The sequence below is a fragment of the Mycobacterium sp. NPDC048908 genome, from assembly GCF_043197955.1.
GTDB lineage: Bacteria > Actinomycetota > Actinomycetes > Mycobacteriales > Mycobacteriaceae > Mycobacterium.
Window position 1 is genome coordinate 1 of record NZ_JBICUE010000002.1, and the last position, 20,880, is coordinate 20,880.

Sequence of the window (20,880 nt, forward strand, 5' to 3'; positions counted from 1 at the left end):
ACACGAAGGCCTCCTGGTTGACGAAGTGGTTCCTAGACAGCTCCACTTCACAACCGGAGGCCTTCCCTGTCACACAGGCTCACCGACAGCGACCCGGATAACCTCCCTGGACATCACAGCTAGGCCGAAGCCAACGCCAGGCTTCAACTCGATCTCTTTGCCGAGGCATCGAAGCACACCCGCGTGAGACGGGTGAGTTCAGGAATGAGCAGTCGTACAGCAATCCCTCACCCGCCTCCGAACCCGGCAGCCGGCAGCCGGTACAGCGGTTGTTGCGCCATTCACAATCCGATCTCGCCGACAGCGGCTCCATAGGCAGCGTGCGCTACTGCCATGGCCAGGCTCACCGACGCACTTCTGGTCGCGCTCGCTTCAACTCCCGACGTGTTGCGACGACGTCGGCGCGTCCCGGCATGACCGGTGAACTAGCATGGCTCCTGCGGTTCGACGGACTTCCATAGCCGTACGGCGTTCCGGACATGTCCCCCGCACGATTCGGTTCGTGCTGCCTTGGGGAATGCGAAGTGACTCTCATTCGGACAACTGCAAGTCGCGTTCGTGAGCAGCAACCCGAATCTTTGGTCGAGCAGTTACTTGAGCAGATGCTGTTTCGCACGGGGCGACGTGCTTCGCTTGCCGAGCAGACGTCATGGCGACGAAGCCTTCCCATCCTTGCATCGGACCTGATCGATGCTGGGCTTGGCGATGTCGAGATGTTGGTCGAGTATCACCTGCCCCTCACATCGCAGCGCGCGGACGTGGTGTTGGCAGGCATGCATCCCCAAACCGGAGAGTTCTCGTATGTCGTTGTCGAGCTGAAGCAATGGTCAGCCGCATTTGCATTCGAAGGCGACCCCGAGGTTGTTGAGGTCCCTGGAATGCCCGGTGGACCGAGGTTGCATCCAGTACTTCAGGTTCGCGGCTATTGCGAGTACCTTGCTGACTTTGCACGAGTCATCGCTGATCAACCCGACGCACTGGCGGGCATGGCGTACCTGCACAATGCCATCGATCCAGCGCAGATCTCTGATCTGCTGAGCGTCCCGGTTTCCTCCACGGGCCGGTTGTTCACCGGCGCGGACAGGGCAGCAATGGCGGACTTCCTGAAGTCGAGACTTTCTCCCGCTCCTGGTCATGCCGCCGGTGACCTACTCATGCACTCGGCCGTGGCTCCATCGAGGCAGCTGCTGAAGCTTGTGGCCGCGGAGATTCGCGATCGTTCGCAGTTCCGGTTGATCGGCAACCAAGAGCTAGCTGTTGATCTAGTCATGCATGCTGTCGAGCGAGCTCGCGCAGGTAACGCTAAACGCGTCATCGTCGTTACGGGAGGGCCCGGAAGCGGCAAGAGTGTTGTGGCACTTAACCTCTTGGGTGAACTCGCACGGCGTGGCCGCACTGTGCTGCACGCAACTGGTTCGAGGTCGTTTACGCAAACACTTCGCAACGTGGCGGGTGAGCGCGCGCCCAAAGTGCGGTCGCTCTTCAAGTACTTCAATCAGTTCATGACGGCCGATGCGAACGGGCTGGACGTACTGATCATGGACGAGGCGCATCGGATTCGCGAGACGTCGGTCGATCGGTACACGCGCGCGGAGTTACGAACTGAGCGGCCGCAGCTTGACGAGTTAATCGCTGCCGCACGAGTTCCAGTATTCCTGCTTGACGAACACCAGGTGGTCCGCCCGGGCGAAATGGGGACACTGAACCAGATCGAGACACACGTGGCTCAACTTGGGCTTGAGTTTCAACACGTCCATCTCGGCGAGCAGTTCCGCTGCGGGGGAAGCGAGGAGTACGTCCTCTGGGTTAACCGCCTGCTTGGTCTGTCGGACGAGACAGTCACTGCCTGGTCTGGTGACCCACAGTTCGACGTTCGTGTGGCAGACAGTCCGGGAGAGATGGAGGCCTATTTACTTCACCAGATGGAGCACGGTTACTCGGCCAGGATGACGGCAGGCTACTGCTGGCCGTGGAGCGATGCTCGGAAAGAAGGCACACTAGTCGCGGACGTTAGGATCGACGGCTGGGCGCGTCCGTGGAATAGCAAGAGCGACCGGAGAATCGGCGATGCTCCACCGAGCGCTCTGTGGGCAACAGCCGACGGAGGCTTCGGGCAGGTAGGTTGCGTGTATACGGCGCAAGGGTTTGAGTACGACTGGAACGGCGTGATCATCGGTCCAGACCTAGTTTGGCGGGAAGGCAGATTTGTGACTGTGCGTCACGCGAACCGCGATCCAAACTTCAGAAACAGTGCCACAGTGAGCGACCGACGCTTCGATCTGCTCGTCCGAAATGTGTACAAGGTCTTGCTTACCCGCGGAATGGTCGGGACCGTGATTCACTCGACTGACGCGGTAACGCAGGAGGTGTTGGCGAACTTGATTTCTAGTCAAGCGGTTGCACGCTAGCCCTCGCCCAGCGCGTCCTGCGTGGCTCAGCCGATGTGGTCAAGCGAGAGGCCGCGAGTAAGAGACTCCTCGACCTTCAGCTGGTCACCGAGCTGCACAGGTGGGAACTGCAGAACCATCGGCTTATTGAAGTTCCTCTAACCTGTTACGGCCGCGGACAGCGCCGCACCAACGTCAACCGAGGTACTGCTGCCGACACCCGTGCACGGCGGAACTTGTCCATGGTCGTCCTACGTCTTCAGTTGCACCCAAAGCAGGGACCGAATCTCGCTGCCACCGCGGCAGCAAGCGCGCGTCGGGCGGATCACCGTCTGGCATCACGGTGGCGCGGTCAGGCCTTCTTTTAACGCCGGTGAGGTGCACGAATTCGCCCGGCGAAGCGTCAATCTGGCGCAGTCTAACGAGAAAGCATTGAGTGACTCAATGATCGTCCGCGCCATCGAACTCAGCTGCACGCTACCACTGGTCGCGGCTGTCGCAACAAAGCAAAGGTGGGATCACTTCGAAGCTTGACCAGCAGTGGCGAGCTTAACGATCCCTGCGCTGTGCACCGTCAGTCCTTGCTGCCTTTCGTCCACCGCATGCCCCAGTCGTAGGCGCGGTCGAGGGTTGACTGGCTGCCGTTGATGTACTGAACTTCGCGGTTGACATGGAGCGCGCCTTCGGCGTAGTACACCTGTGCGATGGCGCAGATGCGGGCGCCGTTGTTGGGTGAGTCCATGCGGACCTCCACCTGCGGCCCCGAAGTTGGATACATCGTCACGACCCCGTCGACTGCCGCCCAGTTCGGCGCACCCTCGTAGATCATCGCGAAGATTAGGATACGTCGGAACCGTTCGGGCACTTCAAGGTTGATCCGCATGTTCTCGCCGCCGGTGGCCGCCCCCGTGCGATCGTCGCCGTCAAGCGCGATGTATGGCGACCGGATGTCGGACCCGAAAGCATTGCCCAGCGCCTGGATGACGCCTTTTTCCCCGGTTGAGAGCTCGTAGAGGCAGCCGAGGTCGAGGTCGACCGCCCGGCCATGGCGCCCAGGGTTCCAGTTCAGGTTCACCCGCATAATGCCTTGGCGCTCACCGGCTTTGGTCAGGCTGATCCGCGGGGCCGATTTGGTCAGCTGGATCTTGGACAGGTTCACGACGTCGGGGTGAGCCGGTGAGGACGCCAGCGCCGTGGGCGCAACGGGACGCTTTGTGTAATCGATCGCCATGCGGGTCCTTTCTGACGAGATCGGATGATGGGCGCTCAGGACACCGGTGACGCTTCTGGTTCCCGGGTTTGCTTTGCGTTAACCCTGCGGTTGCGGACCACACTGGTGAGGAAAGCAGCGCCGATGAGCACCACCCCGATCATGCCAGTGACGATCTCGTTGACGTGTATTCCGATGGACACCAACAGAATTACGGCCAGCGCGCCGATCGCCCAGTGAGCGCCGTGTTCCAGGAAGACGTATTCGGACAATGTTCCCTTGCGGACCAGGAAAATAGTGATCGACCGGACGAACATCGCCCCAATGAAGCCCAGGCCCAAGGCGATGATGATCGGGTCGGCGGTGATCGCGAACGCGCCGATCACGCCGTCGAAAGAAAATGAAGCGTCGAGCACCTCGAGGTAGAGGAACAAGAAGAAGCCGGCCTTGCCGGCGGCCGTGACCAGCTCCGACGGACCCCGGGGAAGCGGGGCTTCGGGATCGACGATCTCCTGTTCAATCTCGAACATCGACCCGAGCCCGTCCACAGTGATGTAGGTGATGACCCCGAGCACGCCAGCGAGCAGAACCGTGCCGCGGAGCTCGTCGGCGGCAATCACCTCAGCGGCTAGCACGACTGCCGTCGCACATACGGCGACCGCGAGCTGATCGAGTTTGCCGGCCTTCCCGAGCGGACGCTCTAGCCACGACAGCCACGTGATGTCACGCTCACTGAAGACGAAGTTGAGAAACAACATCAACAGAAATGCGCCGCCGAACGCCGCGATTTGCGGGTGTGCGGCGGTCAGCACGGTCTCGTAGCTGGGACGGCCGTCCAAAAAGTGAGTCGCGCCCTCGGGCGGCGGATTAAGCGCCAGGTCGAGCGCCTGCAGCGGCGCCAGACCGGCGGTAATCCACACGACGGCCAGTGGGAAGACCAGCCGCATACCGAACACCGCAATTAGGATCCCGACGGTCAAAAACATCCGTTGCCAGAACTCGCTCATTCGACGCAGCACGGTGGCATTGATAACCGCGTTGTCGAACGACAACGACACCTCGAGGATGCCGAGAATCCCACAGAGGATCAGCGCTTCGACGCCGCCATAGATTGCTGCGACGATCAACGAGACGATCGTGACTGCAACCGACAGCCCGAAAATCCGCAGTATCAAGTCTGCCGCCTATCGGTCCTGACGCGTAGCGAAATGCTCTGCGTCGCTGCGCAGTCCGCGCTACCCCTTCCGCCCACGTTCAGACGTTCACGCCGTAGTCACGAGCGATGCCGGCCAGGCCCGAGGCGTAGCCCTGCCCGATGGCGCGAAACTTCCACTCGTTGCCGTGGCGGTAGAGCTCACCGAAGACCATCGCCGTCTCGGTAGACGCGTCCTCGGACAGGTCGTAGCGTGCCAGTTCGGTGTTATTGGAGCGGTCGACGACCCGGATGAATGCGTTTGCCACCTGCCCGAACGTCTGACCGCGCGATTCCGCGTCATAGATCGATACCGGGAAGAAGATGTTGGTGATGTTGGGCGGAGTGCCGGCTAGATCAACGTTGATCACCTCGTCGTCGCCTTCACCTTCACCGGTCAGGTTGTCACCGGTGTGCTCGATCGAACCCTCGGGCGACCGCAGGTTGTTGAAGAACACAAAGTGAGAGTCCGAGAGCACCTTCTTGCTCTCGCCGCAGGCGATCGCGCTGGCGTCGAGATCGAAGTCGGTGCCCGTGGTGGTCCGCACGTCCCACCCGAGGCCGACGGCCACCGCCGTCAGATTCGGCGCCTGCTTCGTCAATGAGACATTGCCGCCTTTGGACAGACTGACGCTCATTCAACAACAACCTTCCAACGATGTGAAATTCTTGGGCTGTCACCTGCAAACACAGGAACCTTGCCAACGGTAGTACATGAGCACGCTCTCGCGCGGCAATATCGCACCTGATTTTACGTCGGCGGTAGTATCGCGCCGTGACCAGTCGGTGGCTGAAGCGGTCTAGCGAACAACGTGACGACGCGCACCTGCAATCAGTTCAGGCTGCCCTTACGACTGCCTTTCTAGACCTGGAAAATCGCCACGGCATAGTCGAATCCGCATTGCGGACGGTTCTGGCATTCGGGGCACAGCCCGAACTCCTACGCGAATTCGCCGTCGTGCGCGACGCATGCTATAACGCGGCGTCGGCGTATCTGGTAGCCACCGGCGCAGGAATTGACCAAATAGCCAGTAATATGACTTCGACCGAACGGAGCACAACTATCGGTCAGGCCCAGCAACTTCTATCCGTCGCCCGAAACGGACTCGATGCATTCCAGGAACGACATCATGTCGAGCTGAACGCGGCGGCCTCGCGCGTTGCTGCAGTAACCGCTGAGGCCGACGTCGCGATGTCGGCGGCAGACGATGCGCGCAGCAAGCTAGCGCAGACCGATGACTCCCTACGCGCCTACCCATCGGTTCAGCGGGCTAGCGATCACCTGGAAGCGGTCGGCTATGAACTGCAGATGGCACGCGATCGTCGCGACCTAAGAGCGGTAGCAGACTGCACCGCCAGACTTACTGAGGCGCTCCGAGCGATCACCGACGCGTTGGACGCGGCGCCGCATCGCGAAGAACAAGCCCGCCGCGCGCTCGCCGCGGTGCGAACCCGGGTCGATGCGCTGCGCTACCGTGCCGACCGTGTCGGCCCGCACATCTCTACGCTGCTGCGGGAATTCCACGTCGACAGTTCGGCAGGTCTACTCGGAAACGAGCAGGCAACCCGCAGTTATCTGGACCGCGCGGATGCGCTGCTTACCCACGCCGTCGCCGCTCATTGCGAGAACCGGCCGGAGACCGCACTAGAGCTGGTCGGCCGGTCGCGGACCGAGTTGGCCGGCGCCGAGCGGCTAATCGACGCCGTCGCTGAGCGACTTGCAACGCTGCGCGGATTGCGCAACGATCCGACTGTCGAGGAGCGGGAGGCGCGGTTTCGAGTGCGCGACGCGCAGCGGCTGGCCGTCGATCGGGGGGCGGTTGAGGAGTGGGGGACGCCGCTGGACGCGCAGGTGGAGCGTATCGACCGGGCCGTTGCCGCGCTCGGCGCGCAACATCCGGACTACTGGGCTTACCACTGTGCACTTCAAGACGTTTCGCAATTTGTCGACATGATCGTTGCCCGCATCCGGCAGAGGTCTGCGCAATGAGTACTTCACGGAGCCGACCGGTGAAGGCTATACGGCATTTTCATCAGCTCGACGACGCCGAACACGACCGGCTCTTTTTTCGTGCACCCGAGGAATTGGCGACCGATGCCGATCGTGACCTTCTGGCGATGGCGCTGGGCGCCACACTCTATATGCCCGCCGACCGTCCTGATCTGGCCGCGACGGTGGCTCGGCGGGCCAAGGCCGGCGTGTGCTCGATGGTGCTCGACCTTGAAGACGCCGTTGACGACACCTCGGTCGATAGTGCTCTGGACAACGCGGTCGCAGTACTGGATACGCTCGCAGAGACCCAACAAGCCACTCAGGCCATGATTTTCGTTCGTGTGCGCGGGCCGAAATGTATCGGCAGGATCGCGGAGTCGTTGTCTGTCGGTGGAGAAGCGCTCACGGGTTTTGTGATCCCGAAGTTTTCTGCGCACTCTGGGGAGCGGTTTCTCTCCGCGGCCGCCGAGGCCGCGCGGGTACTGCACAAGTCTCTGTATTGCATGCCGGTGTTGGAGTCGGCTGCGCTGGCCTATCGGCAGACCCGAGACGCTGAACTCGCGGCGATCGCCGATGTTCTTGCCAACCATCGGGACTCGGTGTTGGCGTTGCGCATCGGGGCGACCGACATGTCTGGGATTTTCGGCATCCGCCGCGACCGCGACTTGACCATCTATGACGTGCGCGTCATCGCCGATGTGATCGGCGACATCGTCAACTACCTCGGCAGAGCCGACGACACCGGGTACGTGATCACCGGGCCCGTGTGGGAGTACTTCGCCGATCACGAACGGCTTTTCCGCACCATGCTGCGCACGACGCCGTTCGCCGAGCACGACGCCGTGCGGTTTCGCGACCAGTTGGTTAGCCGCGACCTCGACGGACTGCTGCGCGAGCTGAGCCTAGATCGCGCCAACGGAATGCATGGTAAGACCGTGATTCACCCCTCCCACGTGCCCGCGGTGCACGCGCTGGCGGTGGTGACCCACGAGGAATACCGCGACGCCTTGGACGTAGTGAGCACCGAGGCCGGCGGCGTGCGCCGCTCTGAGTATCGCAACAAGATGAACGAGCCGCGCCCACACAGAATTTGGGCTCAACAAGTGCTACGTCGCGCTCGAGTGTTCGGCGTGGCCCACAAAGGTGTGTCTTTCGTGGATCTGCTGACGGTGCTCGCCGGCCGATGACGACCGCACAGTGGGTGACAGACACGTTTGGGTTCGCAGTCCTCGACCACCCCGGCGGCGTCGCGGTAAGCGAGCTGGTCTTGCCCGGATTGCGCCGCAATCCTCGCCGGGCACATCTGCTGGTCTCTACCGTGTTGGGAAAGCACATCGCTGCAGAACCGCCAGCGATCATCGATGCCGGGCACCAGCTGGGCGCACGAATCCGGGCCCTGGTCGAGGGTGATGTCGATGTAATGGGGATGGCCGAGACTGCGACCGGCCTGGGCCACACCGTCGCCGACTCGCTCGAGGCCGCGATGTACATCCACACCTCCCGGCGCGCGGGCCGAGCGGCGCAGATATACGCCGCATTTCAGGAGGGCCACTCCCATGCCACCGACCACACACTGCAACCTGCCTATCCCCACATGCTGGGCCAGCCGCGCCCATTGGTCATCGTCGATGACGAATTATCGACCGGGACAACGGCCTTGGCGGCGATCCGGGCGCTGCACCGGCGAACGCCGCGATCTCGCTACGTCGTTGCATCCCTGGTCGATGTCCGTGACGGGCACCACGATGGTGCGGTCATCCAGACCGCCCGAAACCTTGGCGTGCGGATCGACCACGTCAGTCTGGCCGCGGGCCGAGTCAAGTTGCCGCACACGCTGATCGACGAAGTCAACGCGCTACCCCCGCCCACCCTGAACTGCGCTGCGCGCTCGAGACCGGGCACCGCGCGCCGTATCCAGGTGGCGTGGCCCGCGACGGTGCCGGAAGGAGGCAGACACGGCTTCCTGCGCAGGGACCGCACGGCGTTCGATACCGCAGTGCAGCTGGTGGGCGAGCAGCTGGGGGACCATCTGGATGCCAGCCGACCGGTCCTGGTCGTGGGGCATGAGGAGTTCATGTATCTGCCGCTTCGCGTCGCCGACGCTCTAGCCGACGACGGTGTTGCGGTGCTGTATCAGTCGAGCACCCGCTCACCGGCATATGTGCGTGACATCGGCGACTATCCGCTGCGACGAGGCTATCGGTTCAGTGCCTGCGAGCTCGGCGATGACGCCCCCCGGTTCTTGTACAACGGATGGCCCGCCAACGACGGTGATCCTCAACTAGTGCTAATGGTCGATGCGAACGCAGACACCGTTCGGCTGACCGAATCCGGCGGCGTGGTCGACGTTTTGACGGCTGCAGGCTATGACGTTTTGGCCGCGGCGGTGCACGGGCCCGACGCTGCCACGCTGGCTGCCGCCCGCCGCGGTGCACGACCGTGAAGCCGCTGACCGGGCCGGCATTCGGCTCCTATGCCCGCGAGGAGGTCAGTTGGCTACTCACCGACTTGTCAGCGGTGCCGTTGGAAGCCGACTCCGTCGAGCGCGAGCGGGCGATCCAAAGCGGCCGCGCCCACTACGCTGAATCGCTGCCCATCGAATATCAGCCCGATCAGACGTACCGTGAACTGTTTAGGGCCGTTCTGGCGGAAAGCGCCCGACGGTTGTCGATCGCAGTCGGCGTGGTCACCGAACTTGTGTTGGCCGAACGTGGCCGCGATGTAGTGCTTGTGTCGCTGGCCAGAGCCGGAACGCCGGTCGGCATCTTGATGCGCCGCTGGGCGCTGCGTCACCACGGGGTCGCGCTGCCACATTACGCGGTGTCGATAGTTCGCGACCGCGGAATCGACACAGTGGCGCTGGATTTCCTAGTTGCTCACCACGATCCGCAGGCCGCGGTGTTCGTCGACGGTTGGACCGGCAAGGGGGCCATCGCCCGGGAGCTCAGCGCCGCGCTGCGCCAGTATCGCGGCCGGACCAATGTGGCGTTCAGCGACGATTTGGCGGTGCTCGCCGATCCCGGCCACTGCGTGCGTACCTATGGCACACGCGACGACTTTCTCATCGCGTCGGCGTGTCTGAATTCCACCGTCTCGGGTCTGGTATCGCGCACCGTGCTCAATTGGCGCCTGCTGGCGCCCAACGATTTTCACGGCGCAAAGTTCTACAGCGAGCTTGGCAACGATGATCAGTCCGCCACCTTTCTCGACGCCGTCTCGGTGCACTTCGGCGCTGTCGTTGACGACGTGCGACGCGGCGTGGCAGCGGTCACCGCCGGTGACCGGTCTCCCACCTGGAGCGGGTGGCAGACAGTTGAACGCATACAACGCCAGTACGGCATCACCACCACCAATTTCGTCAAACCCGGAATCGGGGAGACCACTCGCGTGCTGCTGCGCCGCGTGCCGTGGCGCATCGTTCTGCGCGATCTTGACGCGCCGGAGCATCAACACATCCGGCTGCTCGCACAGGCCCGCAACGTTCCTGTCGTGCACGATCCCGATCTGGCTTACTCGTGCGTCGGGCTGATCAAGGAAGTCACCACATGGCCGCATTGATCGCCTGCGACCTGGACCGCACGCTGATCTATTCGGATCGGTTCTTCAACGGCGGCAACCCCCATCCGCGCACATGTGTCGAGTACTACGACGGATCACCGTTGTCCTTCATGACACCCCTGGCCGCAGAGCGCCTGCGCGCTCTGGCGGCCCGCGGGCCGGTGGTGCCAGCCACCACCCGCACCGTTGCCCAATACTGTCGCCTGGAGCTGCCAGGCAGACCGTTTCGTTACGCGGTGACCAGCAACGGCGGCAACATCCTTGTCGATTCGGTCCCCGACGCCGATTGGAGCGCCGCGATGGCCGCACGGATCAGAGACGGCGGCGCCCCGCTTGCGGACATCCTTGCAGCACTACAGGCCCACATTAGCGAGCACTGGGTGCTCAACTTGCGCGTCGCAGAAGATCTTTTCTGCTATCTCGTGGTCATCGAGAACCAGCTGCCCGCCGGCTTCTTCGACGAATGGACCGAGTGGTGCGCTGGCCGCGGTTGGCGGGTCTCGCGGCAGGGCCGGAAAATCTACACCGTGCCCGACGGGCTGTGCAAATCGCGCGCAGTCGCCGAGGTGCGCAGACGCCTAATTGAGGATGGAGCACTGGCTGGGCAGGCACCGCTGCTGGCCGCCGGCGACGGGGTGTTGGACGCAGAGCTGCTTAACTACGCCGACGCGTCGATGCGCCCAGCGCACGGCGAACTGCACGCGCTGGGCTGGCGTTGTGAGCGCACCGCGGTGACCCGCTCGAGCGGGGCACAAGCGGCCGAGGAGATATTAAGCTGGCTGGCCGAACGCGCCAGCGCGCCGTTGGTCTGACCATTGCGTTCGACACCGCATTTTCGTGCCGACTCGAAGGGGTCGCTCAATCGGACGACAGTTTGCCGCATCGGCCACGAGGTATTTGCGTATGTGAAAAGATGGCCACGATCTTGTCCGGCGAGAACATGCGAGGGAGGGCCAGGGGGAGTGCGCTGTGGGCTCACCTTTTAATCCGTTTAAGTCGGGCGCCACGGCCAACGCTGGGAACCCGAATCTGGGGGGCGGTCCGCCTTTCAGCCCACCGCCGTCGAGTGCCGGGGATCCGCTGACCGTTGTGTCGCCGCCGACGGCTCTGCTGGCCGTCGCCGCCGGGGTCGCGGCTATCGGCGTAGTGCTGGCGGCGGTCGGTTGGGGCGGTCCGATCGCAGTCATCGGTTGGGCACTTGCCGGTCCTGTTGCCATCGGCGTGATGGCGCTCTACCTCGCCACCGACACCAAGCGGCGCGCGGAGCCGGTGTATCTGCGGCCGGAGTGGCTCACCATGGCCTACGCCGCGGTGGCGGTTCTGGCCGTCGCCGGCATCGTGGCTTCCGCGCTCAGCGTCGCTTTCTGGGTGGGCCGCTTGTGACGTGGTTTCGTAACTGCGCCGCAGTCGTGGCGGCTGCGCTGGTGGCCGTTATCTTTGCATCGCCGGGCACAGCCGTGACCGGGGAAACAGGGGTCGACCGGTTCGGCGGTTGTTTGGCGGCTCAGAAATCCGGTCAGCTGCTGCTGATGATCGACGAGTCGGGCAGCCTAAAAGACACCGATCCCCAAGACAACCGTGTCACCGCCGCGAAGTACCTCGCTCAGCAACTCACCCAGTTCTCGGCTGATGCGGGCATCGCCCTTGATGTGGCGCTTGCGGGTTTCTCCGAGGATTACCGGCAGGTACTGGGGTGGACCCGGCTCAACGCGGCCAACCTGCCTGCAGTGGAATCGGGCATCGATGGCTTCAAGGACCGCGACAACGGTCAAGACACCGATTACTGGACCGCCCTGGACGGGGCTCGCTCAACGTTCGGGGAGGCGCCGAAACCAGCAGAGGGAAAACAGTGCCAGGCGCTGGCTTGGTTCACCGACGGCAAGCTGGACTTCAACCAGCGCGACGCCTCCAAGCCCTACGCCCCGGGACAGAACCTCAGTTCACAGGCCGGTATCGACGCGACGATCAAAGCCGCCCAGGACAGCATTTGCCGTGACCGGGGTCTCGCCGATCAGCTGCGTTCGTCGGGCATCGTCACCTTCGGCATCGGACTGGCCCCCAAGCCCGAACAAAGCGCGGACTTCGATGTGCTCAAAGCCATCGTCACAGGCCAGCCCACCGGTGCGGTGTTGTCGTGCGGCGCGATCCGCAGCCCCACTCCGGGCGACTTCTATCTGGCGCAGAACATCGACGATCTGCTGTTCGCGTTTGACAAGTTCAGCACCCCGGGACAGCCGCCGACGGAGATCACCTCCGGCGCCTGTGCCCGCGAAATCTGTGAAGAGGCAAAACACCGGTTCGTGCTGGATCGTTCCGTGCGCAGCGTGAGCGTGCTGGCTGCCGCCGACAAGACCGGGCTCACGCCATATCTGGTCGCCCCCGACGGCGCGTCTGTGGCGCTGAACGCCGGACCCGCGACGCTTGACCTCGGCGGGGTCAAGGTGGACTACCTACCCGAAGGCGAGAAGTCGGTCTCGATTCGCATGTCGAATTCCCAAGCCCCGCAATGGCAGGGCGTCTGGGCGCTGGTATTCGTCGATCCGGCCGGCGATGCGACGGCCAAGACACGCTCAAGCATTCACATCTCCGGTGACCTGTATCCCGCATGGCCCGTCGCGGCAAACACCACCCTGCACAGCGGCGACAACAATGTTTCGGTGGCGTTGGCCGTCGTCGACGGGCGCAAGGAGCCCGTGGACCCCTCGACCCTGCTCGGCAGCGCTTCGATGTCGGCGGTCCTCGTCGACGTCAAAGGCGGCGAGCACCCCGTGGCGACGGATTTGCCGAAGGACCAAATTCGTTCGCCGCAAGTCCTGGATCTGGCCAATGTCCCGCCCGGCGCAGCGACGCTGCAGCTGGTCCTCAACGTCACCACCGCCGAGGCGCACCAACCCAACGGCGCCATCGTGCCCGGAACCCAACTCGCAGCCCAACGCGTCGACCTGCCCATCAAGATCGACCCGCCCGTCGGCTATCCCAAAGTCGCTGACCGGATCGACTTCGGCGCCCTGGAAGGGCAGGGCAGTTTCCACGCGATGCTGGCCGTCACCGGCCCGGGCTGTGCATGGCTGGTCAGGGACGCCACCACCGTCGCTGCCGAGCCCGACGGTGTCGGCGTCGTCAGCGTTGGGTCCTCAGCCAATTCGGCGAACAACTGCGTCAAACCCGCGGAGAACCAACAACAATCGCTGCCCGTCGAGCTGAAGATCCCGTCTGCGGGCACCGGCGCGGTCAACGGCACTGTCAAGGTCTTGGTGGCCCCGGCCGACGGCACCGCCGAGCCGATCGCCGTTGAGGTGCCGTTCACCGCATCACTGCACAAGCCGCTGAACACAGCGAATTTCATCCTGGCCCTCGTTGTTGCGTTGATCCTGGGCCCGGGTGTCCCGCTGCTGCTGCTGTACTTGTCCAAGTGGCTGGTCAGCCGTATACCCGCCAAAGCGCTACGCGCCCAGCAGATCCCAGTACGACTGTCGGGGACCTCGGTGCTGCGTGACAGCAGCCCGTTCACGGTGCGTGACGGAGAGCTGGTCAACCTCGTTCAAGGGCTGGACAAACCGGCGCGCCGCCTGGATCTCGACGGCATCACACTGCGGACACGCATCGGCTTGTCGCCCTTCGGCGCGGGATTTGCCGTCGCCTCGGCACCAGGGCGTGCTGGCGCCGCGGGCAAATCAGCCGCCACGCACGGCAAGACGCCGGACGCCAAATTGCCGCTGGCTGTACACAACACGTGGTTTGTGTTGCACGACCCGGCCGGTCCACACGAGGTCGCCACCGTGGTGCTGTTGGTCAGCGGCGATGCCGGTGCCGCCGTCGTGGACCGGCTCATCACCGAGGTCACTTCGTCGCTGCCGCGAGTCCTGGCCGACCTGCGCGCACGCGCCAATCCGATTGGCACGCAGCCGGGCTCACCAACGAGCCCGCAGACCGCTGGCGATAACCCCTTCGCGGCCACCACGTCGCCGACAACGGGAACAAATCCGTTCGGCCCAGGCGCAAGGTCTGGCAATCCCGGGCCGGCGACCGTGCCGGGAGGCAACCCGTTCGGCGCTGGCGGTGTCGGCAGTGGAAATCCGTTCTCACCGGGGGGCCCGACGACGGGATCTGGCAATCCGTTCGGCTCCAGTGGGCCTCCACCGTCGCAGCCCAGCGGCGGTAACCCGATGAACCCGTTTAGGTGAGCGGCCACGGCGCGTGCGAGCGGCGCGTCGTCTCCAGAATCGGCTAAGCGACAAAGTAAGGACTGACAACGAATGCGCAAATTCCTCATCGTTGGATGCGGCGGCTCTGGTGGCGCGACGCTGGCCTACATGATGGACCAGCTGCACTCCGATCTCGCCGAGCAGGGGGTCGACCGGATTCCGGCTGGTTGGCAGTTTGTTCACCTCGACGTGCCGACTGCGCCGACCCCGGTCCGCAACATCGGCACCGTTCGTGACCAAGGCGGCATCTACGTCGGCACCGGGCCCCAAAGCGACAGCTACAAGGTGCTCGACAGCGCGCTGGCGCAGCAGCTGGCCAACCGTCAGGCCCTCGAGACCATCGCCACCTGGGCGCCTCGCGACCCTGTGGCGGTGCACGTGCCGCTGAGCACAGGCGCAGGCCAGTACCGGGCGTTGGGCCGGATCATCACTCTCAGCCGGGTTGGCAGGGTACGCGAAGAACTTCAACGAGCCTGGGACACACTTTTTTTGGCGTCGACGGACTCCGAAATGCGTGGGCTGGCGGTGCCCGGTGCCGGCGCGTTCGACCCGAACGATCAGCCCATCGTGTTGGTGGTGTCGTCGATGGCCGGTGGTGCGGGCGCGTCGATGGCTTTGGACATTTGCCGGGTGCTGACGATGGTGTCGGGCCTTGATCCACGTCTGATGGGCGTATTCATGGTCGCCCCCGATATATTCGAGAGCCTGCCCGAGGCAGCTGTCACCGGTGTACGCGCCAATGCGCTGGCCATGCTCGGTGAGATCGTGGCAAGTCAGACTGGCGCCGCCCGCGAGCATGACGTCGCGCTGCTGCGCGCGCTGGGCCAAGAGCACGGCGAAGGCGAACTGATCCCGTTCGCCCGCGTTTTCCCAGTCGGCCGTTATGTCGGTGCGCAACGCACGGTCTTCGGCGACGGGTCACCTGATGCCGTCTATCGGGGCTTGGGCCGCGGACTGTCGGCGTTGATGTTGTCGGGACAGGCGACCCAGCAGTTCGTGGAATGGGATTTGACTAACGGCGCCGGTGTGGCCGGCAACCGTCACTTCCTTGGCTGGGGCAACGAGCAGTGGAACAACCTGCCGTGGGGCGCTTTTGGGTTCGCCAGTTTGAGCATGGGACGCGACCGCTACAAGGAATACGCGGCGCAGCGCTTGGCGCGTAGCAGCGTCGACCAACTGCTGCGGGGGCATCTGCAGCCGAACAATTCGGCCTCCGACGAGGAACAGGTCAACGCGATCCTGGACAACCAGTGGACCAACATCTGCACAGATCTGGGGTTGCCGCACTCCGGTGCGGGAACCGTCGGTTCGTGGTTGGGCGGCGTTGTGCTGCCGCAGCATGACGCGGCCGCGCACGCGGCGGCGATCGTCGACGGGTCAGTGCGCCGCGACATGCCCCACGGCGGGGGTGTGGCTGCGGCGCAGTGGACCGATCGGGTCCGCCAGGTGCTGGGCGAACGCCGCGACCACCTGCTCTATGGGGCCCAGCAAGTGGCCGAACTCGAGGCCTTCCGGTGGCAGAACAAATTCGTTGCCCGTTTGGAGGCCGCCACGATCGCCGCCTTGGGCGACAAGGGGTTGCCCTACGCCACCGGCCTGGTGAAGAGAGTACGTCGACAGCTACAAGATGTCGTCGTGCCCGGTGGTGCCGAGCTGCTGCGGTATGCACCAGGAACCCGAATCGCCGACGTGTCCGAGGACGCCAAACCGGTGCTGGCGGCGCTGAAAGGGACGCTGGCCAGCACGGCGGAGGTTCTCGAACGGGTCCTTACCGGCACCGCCGGTGTGGTCCAGACGCAGATCTATGCGCAGCTGGCCGACCAGATCAGTAAGGCGGCTGCCGCGCTGGCAACGGAAGTGATCGATCAGCTGGTGTCGGCGCTTGACGAATCGCAGGCCATGCTTCGCCGCGCTGCGGGCGAACCGGCCCGCGAGCTCGGCTTGGCATATCTGCAGACCGATGAATACGCCGCCTGGCCGTCTGAGGACGACGACGCGGTCGCGGCCCGCTTCTTCGAAGCCAACAACGAAGTCATGCTGACCAGTTCGACCGATTTTAAGCAACGATACGAAACCCACCTTCCGCAGTCGGTGAATGCCGAGACGGTCGGGCGCTGCGGATTCGAGGATGGCATCAAACGGGCTGTCGCGCATGTGATTACTGGCAGCTGGCCGACGGTGAGTGGCACGCGCGCGCCGGCCGACGACCATCCGGTGGTGGAACGAACCGCGGCATGGCTTTCCAGTGTGTTTCCTCGCGATCCCGAAACCGGCGATGGACTCATCGCCCAGCGCGCACGCTACGACGTGCACACCCGGCCGCATGAACTGCTCGACAGGGCGCGGCGATTCGTCGCCCGCACGGGCGGGTCATTTGACCGGTTCTGCTCGGTATCGCTGCGCGAGTTCGTGCTCGGTCAGGAGCAGCCGCCGCCAGCGGAATCGGAGATGGCCCATCGCCAGCGTGACGTCGCCATCAGGTTCGGTGAGGCACTGAATTTGGCCCGCCCGCTGGCCAGTGTCAACGAGAAGGCGATGCAAGCCATTCACGGGGCAGCCCAGATGGAGTATCAGTACAAATTTTCGGCGATCCCGTTCAAGGATCAGAGTGTGGCCGAGGCGATGGCCAGCGCGCTGGGTGAGCAGCCGCGGGTCAACAAGGCAAGCGCGGATGCGTTCGCACGTGCCCTCAATGACGAGGGAAAACTTAAGCGGATCAACATCTTTGGCTCCTACCCCAACTACTCGCCGCTTGCCTACACCGCGGTGGTCGAGCAGGCCTCCCGGCAGTGGCTGGCCGCCGCCCCGTCTCAACGCAGAGCGTTTTGGACGATGAGGCGCGCCCGGCCGCTTTCGGCCGCGCTGCCGATGCATTTCGCCGAGCGGCAGGCATGCGTGGCCGGGTGGATTCTGGGCCGCGCCATCGGCTTTATTCAGGTTCCCGCCGAGCCGTATGACCAGCCGGCGCATGTGTGGAGTACCGAGGAGCGGCGCTGGCTGCCCTTCCCCAATCCGTTACTGACACCGCCGTCGGAGTTCCTGGCGCCCTACGACTGGCTTCCGGCGATCCTGGAGTCCTTCCTGCTCGCGATCGCGCAGTCCCACCAGCCGCCGGTGATGTCGTCGCTGCTGCCGTATGTCTCGTTGCGCCGCATCTACGATGACTCCCCGGAAGACCCGGCCTCTGGGCTGCAAACACTGGCAGCCAAGCGGCATTTGACGCAGTTCCTGCGTTCAGGGGGCGCCGGCACCGGTGTCGACTCGGTCGTGGAAGGGGCGGGCCCCGACGTGAGCGTCGATGAGCGTGCCCGGCTCGTGGAGGAGTACTTCAAAGAGTTCCATGACTTTGCGGGTCATCACTACATGGCGCCTGGCGAAGGCGGGGCGCCCGGCGTTTCTGGGGCTGCCGGTGGCGGATCCTTCTCCAGGATCGGCGTGCGCGCGCAGGCCTCGAGGACGCCGTTGTTCCGCGACCTCGCCCGTGATGTGTATGCCGCAACGCACCAACTCATCGACATCGTCGCTGAATGCACCGAAGCGGCAAGCAAACCCGAGGTCCAGAGCGTCGGCGCCCCGCAGCCCCTGGCGGGACCGGGCGCCAACACGTTCGAGATACCGACCGGAGGCAACTTCTGAAATGCCTGCCTCCACGGTTCTGCTGGCGCCCAGCGGCGTCGCCGACGGAGTGCTCGGCGTGCTTACCGACCTGTCGGCCGCCGGACTAGTCGGTCCGTTCATCTGGATCACCGATCCCAGCGACGCCGCGCCGCCGCAAGTGCTGACCCGTGTCGAAGGTGGTCGGTCGGCTGATGTAACCCTGCAGCAGATCGTCACCGCGCACAACATCGATGTGATGCGTGTGTGCGTCATCGTTCCGATGGTGGGATTTGATACACCGCTGACTCTTGGCCAGGAGCGGTTCATCGCCGATTTGTTGGCATCGTCTACCGGAGCTTCACACACCGTGCGGGTGCGGGCCTTGTTGGCCAGGCCGGGCATGTCGGCCCCTGCCGGGGTGAAGGTGGCTGTCGACGGCTGGCACAACCTGCTGATTGCACCGGAGGACCGGCCCGGGCCAGGCCTGGGTCATGTGCGCCTGGCCGCCGACGATGCTGCCGCCGAGATCGGCCGCTACGCCGCCCCGGTGCTGGCAGGTGCGCTCGGACTGTGGAGCGACCTCGATCACGCCCCGCTCGATCACTCACCGGTGATGCCCGGCGAAGTGGTGCGTATGACCCGATCCTTTTACCGCAAGCTTGATACCGCCCAGGCCGAATCGGGGTTGCGCCGCCAGCTGTTATCCCAAGACGGAACCCTGCCACTACCCAGTGATCAACGCGCCCAAGTGGTTTACGTCACCGACGTCTCGCTGGCTGCGACCACCATGGCCGACAAGTTCTGGCAGAAGCATGCCGCAGTGCTAAAGGGTCCGCGGCGTACCTACGAGCGTGCCCCAGCCGCACAGAAGATCGGCTTGGGTGCCGCGTTGAAACTGTTCTTCGGATTCATGTGGGCCGCAATCAAAAACGCCCCCGCCGCCTGGTACGCGGCGATGGTCAACAGCGTTTCCACCGGCATCGCCGCGACCATGAACAAGACGATTTTCGGCGGCGCAGAGTCAGCCTACGAGGTGGTGATCAACGGCCGCACCGCGCGCGGGGAGCGCGCTGAATGGTCCGACATCGCTAGTGCCTCCAGCCAGCTCAGCGGCGTGCTGGCAGGCCAGCCTGACGGCGGCCAGCACAGCGCCCGCAGCGACCTATCGGCGGTCTGGCAGGACTACAGCCGCGCGGCGATGACCCTTGCCGACGCCGGGGTGCGCAGCGCCGAACTGCCGCCAGTGCAGATCGGTGTCAACCGCGGGATCATCGGCCGGGCCGCCGAGGTCGTCCCCGGGCCTTCCGAGAAGTTCACGGACATCCCGGGCATTATCGCCGCCAACGTCGAAGTCGACAGCCTCGACGCCACGGACCCGCTGGGTCTCATGAGCCTGCGGCACAAACTCACTGATCTGGAACGCACCCCCGAACACGGCCTGCAAGCGCGGGAGACACTGAATAACCTCGAGGCATGGCAGCGCCGGTACGCCACTAGCTTCGGTGTTGTTGTGGGCCGGCGCCTCGCTGATGCGTTCGCCTCCGTGTACGGCGAGGTGCAGAAGCTTCTGCAGAAGCTCAGCAACGCACCCGAACTGCCGCCTGAGCCCGACGCAAGCAACAAGAAGCTGGCGCGGTGGATCCAGTTCACCTTGATTCTGATGCTGCTGGTGACCGCGGCGGTCGTCTACTTTGCCGTTGCTGGGCACTTGAAATGGTTGTACGCCGTGGTTATCGCCCTCGCCACCTATCTGATCAGCCTGATTTTGTGCGTTCGCGCGTTCATCCACAACCAGCGCGAGCTGTTTCAACTGCTGAACCGGCGCAAAGCCATTCTCGATGAGCGAGCAGTCGACGAGGAGAACCTACGCACAGCGCTGCGCGACCTCAACCGGCTCTCCCAGGGCTACGGCGAATACCTTGCGTGGAGTCGCGCTCTGGGGGCGTTTTTGGCCGCGCCGCTGGGCCCCGACACCCAGTACAGTCAAGACGCGCTGCGCCTGTCGTGGGGACTGCCGCTGTCTACCGCGGTGGGATACGCCGCGCCGGCCGACACCGACCTCGCCACGACGGTGGGATACCTGCGGCGCGATCTGTTCAACCTCGGCTGGCTCAGTGGAGCTTGGGAGCACCTTGTTGTCACCGCGCTCCCCTCGCCGCCGGGCAGCCGCGAGTTGACCGCCGACAGTTCGCCGCTGTGGATACATTCGGGTCGGGGTAGCGGCTCGGTGCTCGACGCTTGGTCCAGCGCGCTGTTTAGCGGGTCGGTTACCTCCACCGGAGCCGACGTGACCTGGCGACGGGCGCTCCAGAACCTGACCGGATCGATGGCGCAGCTGATCGACAGCCTGGTCAGCCATGTCCAGCAGCCCGGAGGATCTACTGTTGCCCGAGCCGAATTCCTCGCAGAGATTGACCGGCCAGCGCCACCTCCAAGCACCTACCGGTTCGACTCATCGCTGCTGACCGATGTCGCCATCACCCATGGGGCGGCCGCGGTAATGGCAGACGAGCGCGACGTCAACAAGGCTGGCGTCGGAATCGTCTGTGTAGCAACACAGTTCAGCGACGCTATTCCGGTCGACTACATCAAGTCGGGGCCCGACGGCGCGCCGGCATCATGGAGCGCGCCGATGCCTGCCGCGCCGCGAGAATCCTTACGCCAGCAGAACGGCGATGTCACCGGGCCTGGGCAGCCGTATATCCCGCCCGAACCCGGCGGAGGGTTCAAGTTCTGAC

General features: G+C 64.2%; 13 protein-coding genes. 10 read left to right on the plus strand and 3 right to left on the minus strand.

Going from position 1 to position 20,880, the window contains the following annotated elements:
• The first annotated feature begins 524 nt into the window (after positions 1–524).
• Entirely contained in the window at positions 525–2,408 is a 1,884-nt protein-coding gene (locus tag ACGFK1_RS04660; protein ID WP_393426382.1) for a DNA/RNA helicase domain-containing protein, read from the plus strand.
• A 553-nt stretch (positions 2,409–2,961) separates the two neighbouring features.
• Here ACGFK1_RS04660 and ACGFK1_RS04665 read toward each other — a convergent pair.
• The 3 genes from ACGFK1_RS04665 to ACGFK1_RS04675 form a co-directional block, all read right to left on the minus strand.
• Complete coding sequence (locus ACGFK1_RS04665) at positions 2,962–3,618, minus strand: Tellurium resistance (RefSeq protein ID WP_393426385.1); 657 nt, start codon at positions 3,616–3,618, stop codon at positions 2,962–2,964.
• Positions 3,619–3,653: 35 nt separating this feature from the next.
• Positions 3,654–4,772 carry a DUF475 domain-containing protein gene (locus ACGFK1_RS04670; RefSeq protein ID WP_393426388.1) on the minus strand — a complete coding sequence of 373 codons (1,119 nt, stop codon included), beginning with the start codon at positions 4,770–4,772 and terminating at the stop codon, positions 3,654–3,656.
• A gap of 79 nt (positions 4,773–4,851) precedes the next feature.
• A complete protein-coding gene (locus tag ACGFK1_RS04675; RefSeq protein WP_393426391.1) occupies positions 4,852–5,427 on the minus strand; it encodes a TerD family protein in 576 nt (191 codons plus the stop codon).
• Between the two features lie 398 nt (positions 5,428–5,825).
• Here ACGFK1_RS04675 and ACGFK1_RS04680 point away from each other — a divergent pair, with 398 nt between their 5' ends.
• From ACGFK1_RS04680 to ACGFK1_RS04720, 9 genes are all read left to right on the plus strand, one after another.
• Positions 5,826–6,779 (plus strand): hypothetical protein, encoded by a 954-nt coding sequence (locus ACGFK1_RS04680; RefSeq protein WP_393426394.1) that lies wholly within the window; start codon positions 5,826–5,828, stop codon positions 6,777–6,779.
• The gene (locus tag ACGFK1_RS04685) at positions 6,776–7,969 is read left to right on the plus strand and encodes an HpcH/HpaI aldolase/citrate lyase family protein (protein ID WP_393426397.1); all 1,194 of its coding nucleotides are present in this window, start codon (positions 6,776–6,778) and stop codon (positions 7,967–7,969) included. The genes ACGFK1_RS04680 and ACGFK1_RS04685 overlap by 4 nt, the downstream gene beginning before the upstream one ends.
• Complete coding sequence (locus ACGFK1_RS04690) at positions 7,966–9,225, plus strand: phosphoribosyltransferase family protein (protein ID WP_393426400.1); 1,260 nt, start codon at positions 7,966–7,968, stop codon at positions 9,223–9,225. The genes ACGFK1_RS04685 and ACGFK1_RS04690 overlap by 4 nt, the downstream gene beginning before the upstream one ends.
• Positions 9,222–10,340: a cysteine protease StiP family protein gene (locus ACGFK1_RS04695; protein ID WP_393426403.1), complete on the plus strand. Its 1,119-nt coding sequence runs from the start codon at positions 9,222–9,224 to the stop codon at positions 10,338–10,340. The genes ACGFK1_RS04690 and ACGFK1_RS04695 overlap by 4 nt, the downstream gene beginning before the upstream one ends.
• Positions 10,328–11,152, plus strand: coding sequence for an HAD family hydrolase (locus tag ACGFK1_RS04700; protein ID WP_393426406.1), 825 nt, complete (start codon positions 10,328–10,330; stop codon positions 11,150–11,152). Before ACGFK1_RS04695 ends, ACGFK1_RS04700 begins: the two co-directional genes overlap by 13 nt.
• A 157-nt stretch (positions 11,153–11,309) precedes the next feature.
• Positions 11,310–11,723, plus strand: coding sequence for a hypothetical protein (locus tag ACGFK1_RS04705; RefSeq protein ID WP_393426409.1), 414 nt, complete (start codon positions 11,310–11,312; stop codon positions 11,721–11,723).
• Entirely contained in the window at positions 11,720–14,524 is a 2,805-nt protein-coding gene (locus ACGFK1_RS04710; protein ID WP_393426412.1) for a vWA domain-containing protein, read from the plus strand. Before ACGFK1_RS04705 ends, ACGFK1_RS04710 begins: the two co-directional genes overlap by 4 nt.
• A 72-nt stretch (positions 14,525–14,596) precedes the next feature.
• A complete protein-coding gene (locus ACGFK1_RS04715) occupies positions 14,597–18,181 on the plus strand; it encodes a tubulin-like doman-containing protein (RefSeq protein WP_393426415.1) in 3,585 nt (1,194 codons plus the stop codon).
• Between the two features lies 1 nt (position 18,182).
• Positions 18,183–20,879, plus strand: coding sequence for a hypothetical protein (locus ACGFK1_RS04720; RefSeq protein ID WP_393426418.1), 2,697 nt, complete (start codon positions 18,183–18,185; stop codon positions 20,877–20,879).
• Position 20,880 lies beyond the last annotated feature (1 nt).

Coding starts and splice junctions, on each gene's coding strand:
- ACGFK1_RS04665 (WP_393426385.1), bottom strand. CDS start 3,618: ATGGCGATCGATTACACAAAGCGTCCCGTTGCGCCCACGGCGCTGGCG.
- ACGFK1_RS04690 (WP_393426400.1), top strand. CDS start 7,966: ATGACGACCGCACAGTGGGTGACAGACACGTTTGGGTTCGCAGTCCTC.
- ACGFK1_RS04715 (WP_393426415.1), top strand. CDS start 14,597: ATGCGCAAATTCCTCATCGTTGGATGCGGCGGCTCTGGTGGCGCGACG.
- ACGFK1_RS04675 (WP_393426391.1), bottom strand. CDS start 5,427: ATGAGCGTCAGTCTGTCCAAAGGCGGCAATGTCTCATTGACGAAGCAG.
- ACGFK1_RS04700 (WP_393426406.1), top strand. CDS start 10,328: ATGGCCGCATTGATCGCCTGCGACCTGGACCGCACGCTGATCTATTCG.
- ACGFK1_RS04685 (WP_393426397.1), top strand. CDS start 6,776: ATGAGTACTTCACGGAGCCGACCGGTGAAGGCTATACGGCATTTTCAT.
- ACGFK1_RS04680 (WP_393426394.1), top strand. CDS start 5,826: ATGACTTCGACCGAACGGAGCACAACTATCGGTCAGGCCCAGCAACTT.
- ACGFK1_RS04720 (WP_393426418.1), top strand. CDS start 18,183: ATGCCTGCCTCCACGGTTCTGCTGGCGCCCAGCGGCGTCGCCGACGGA.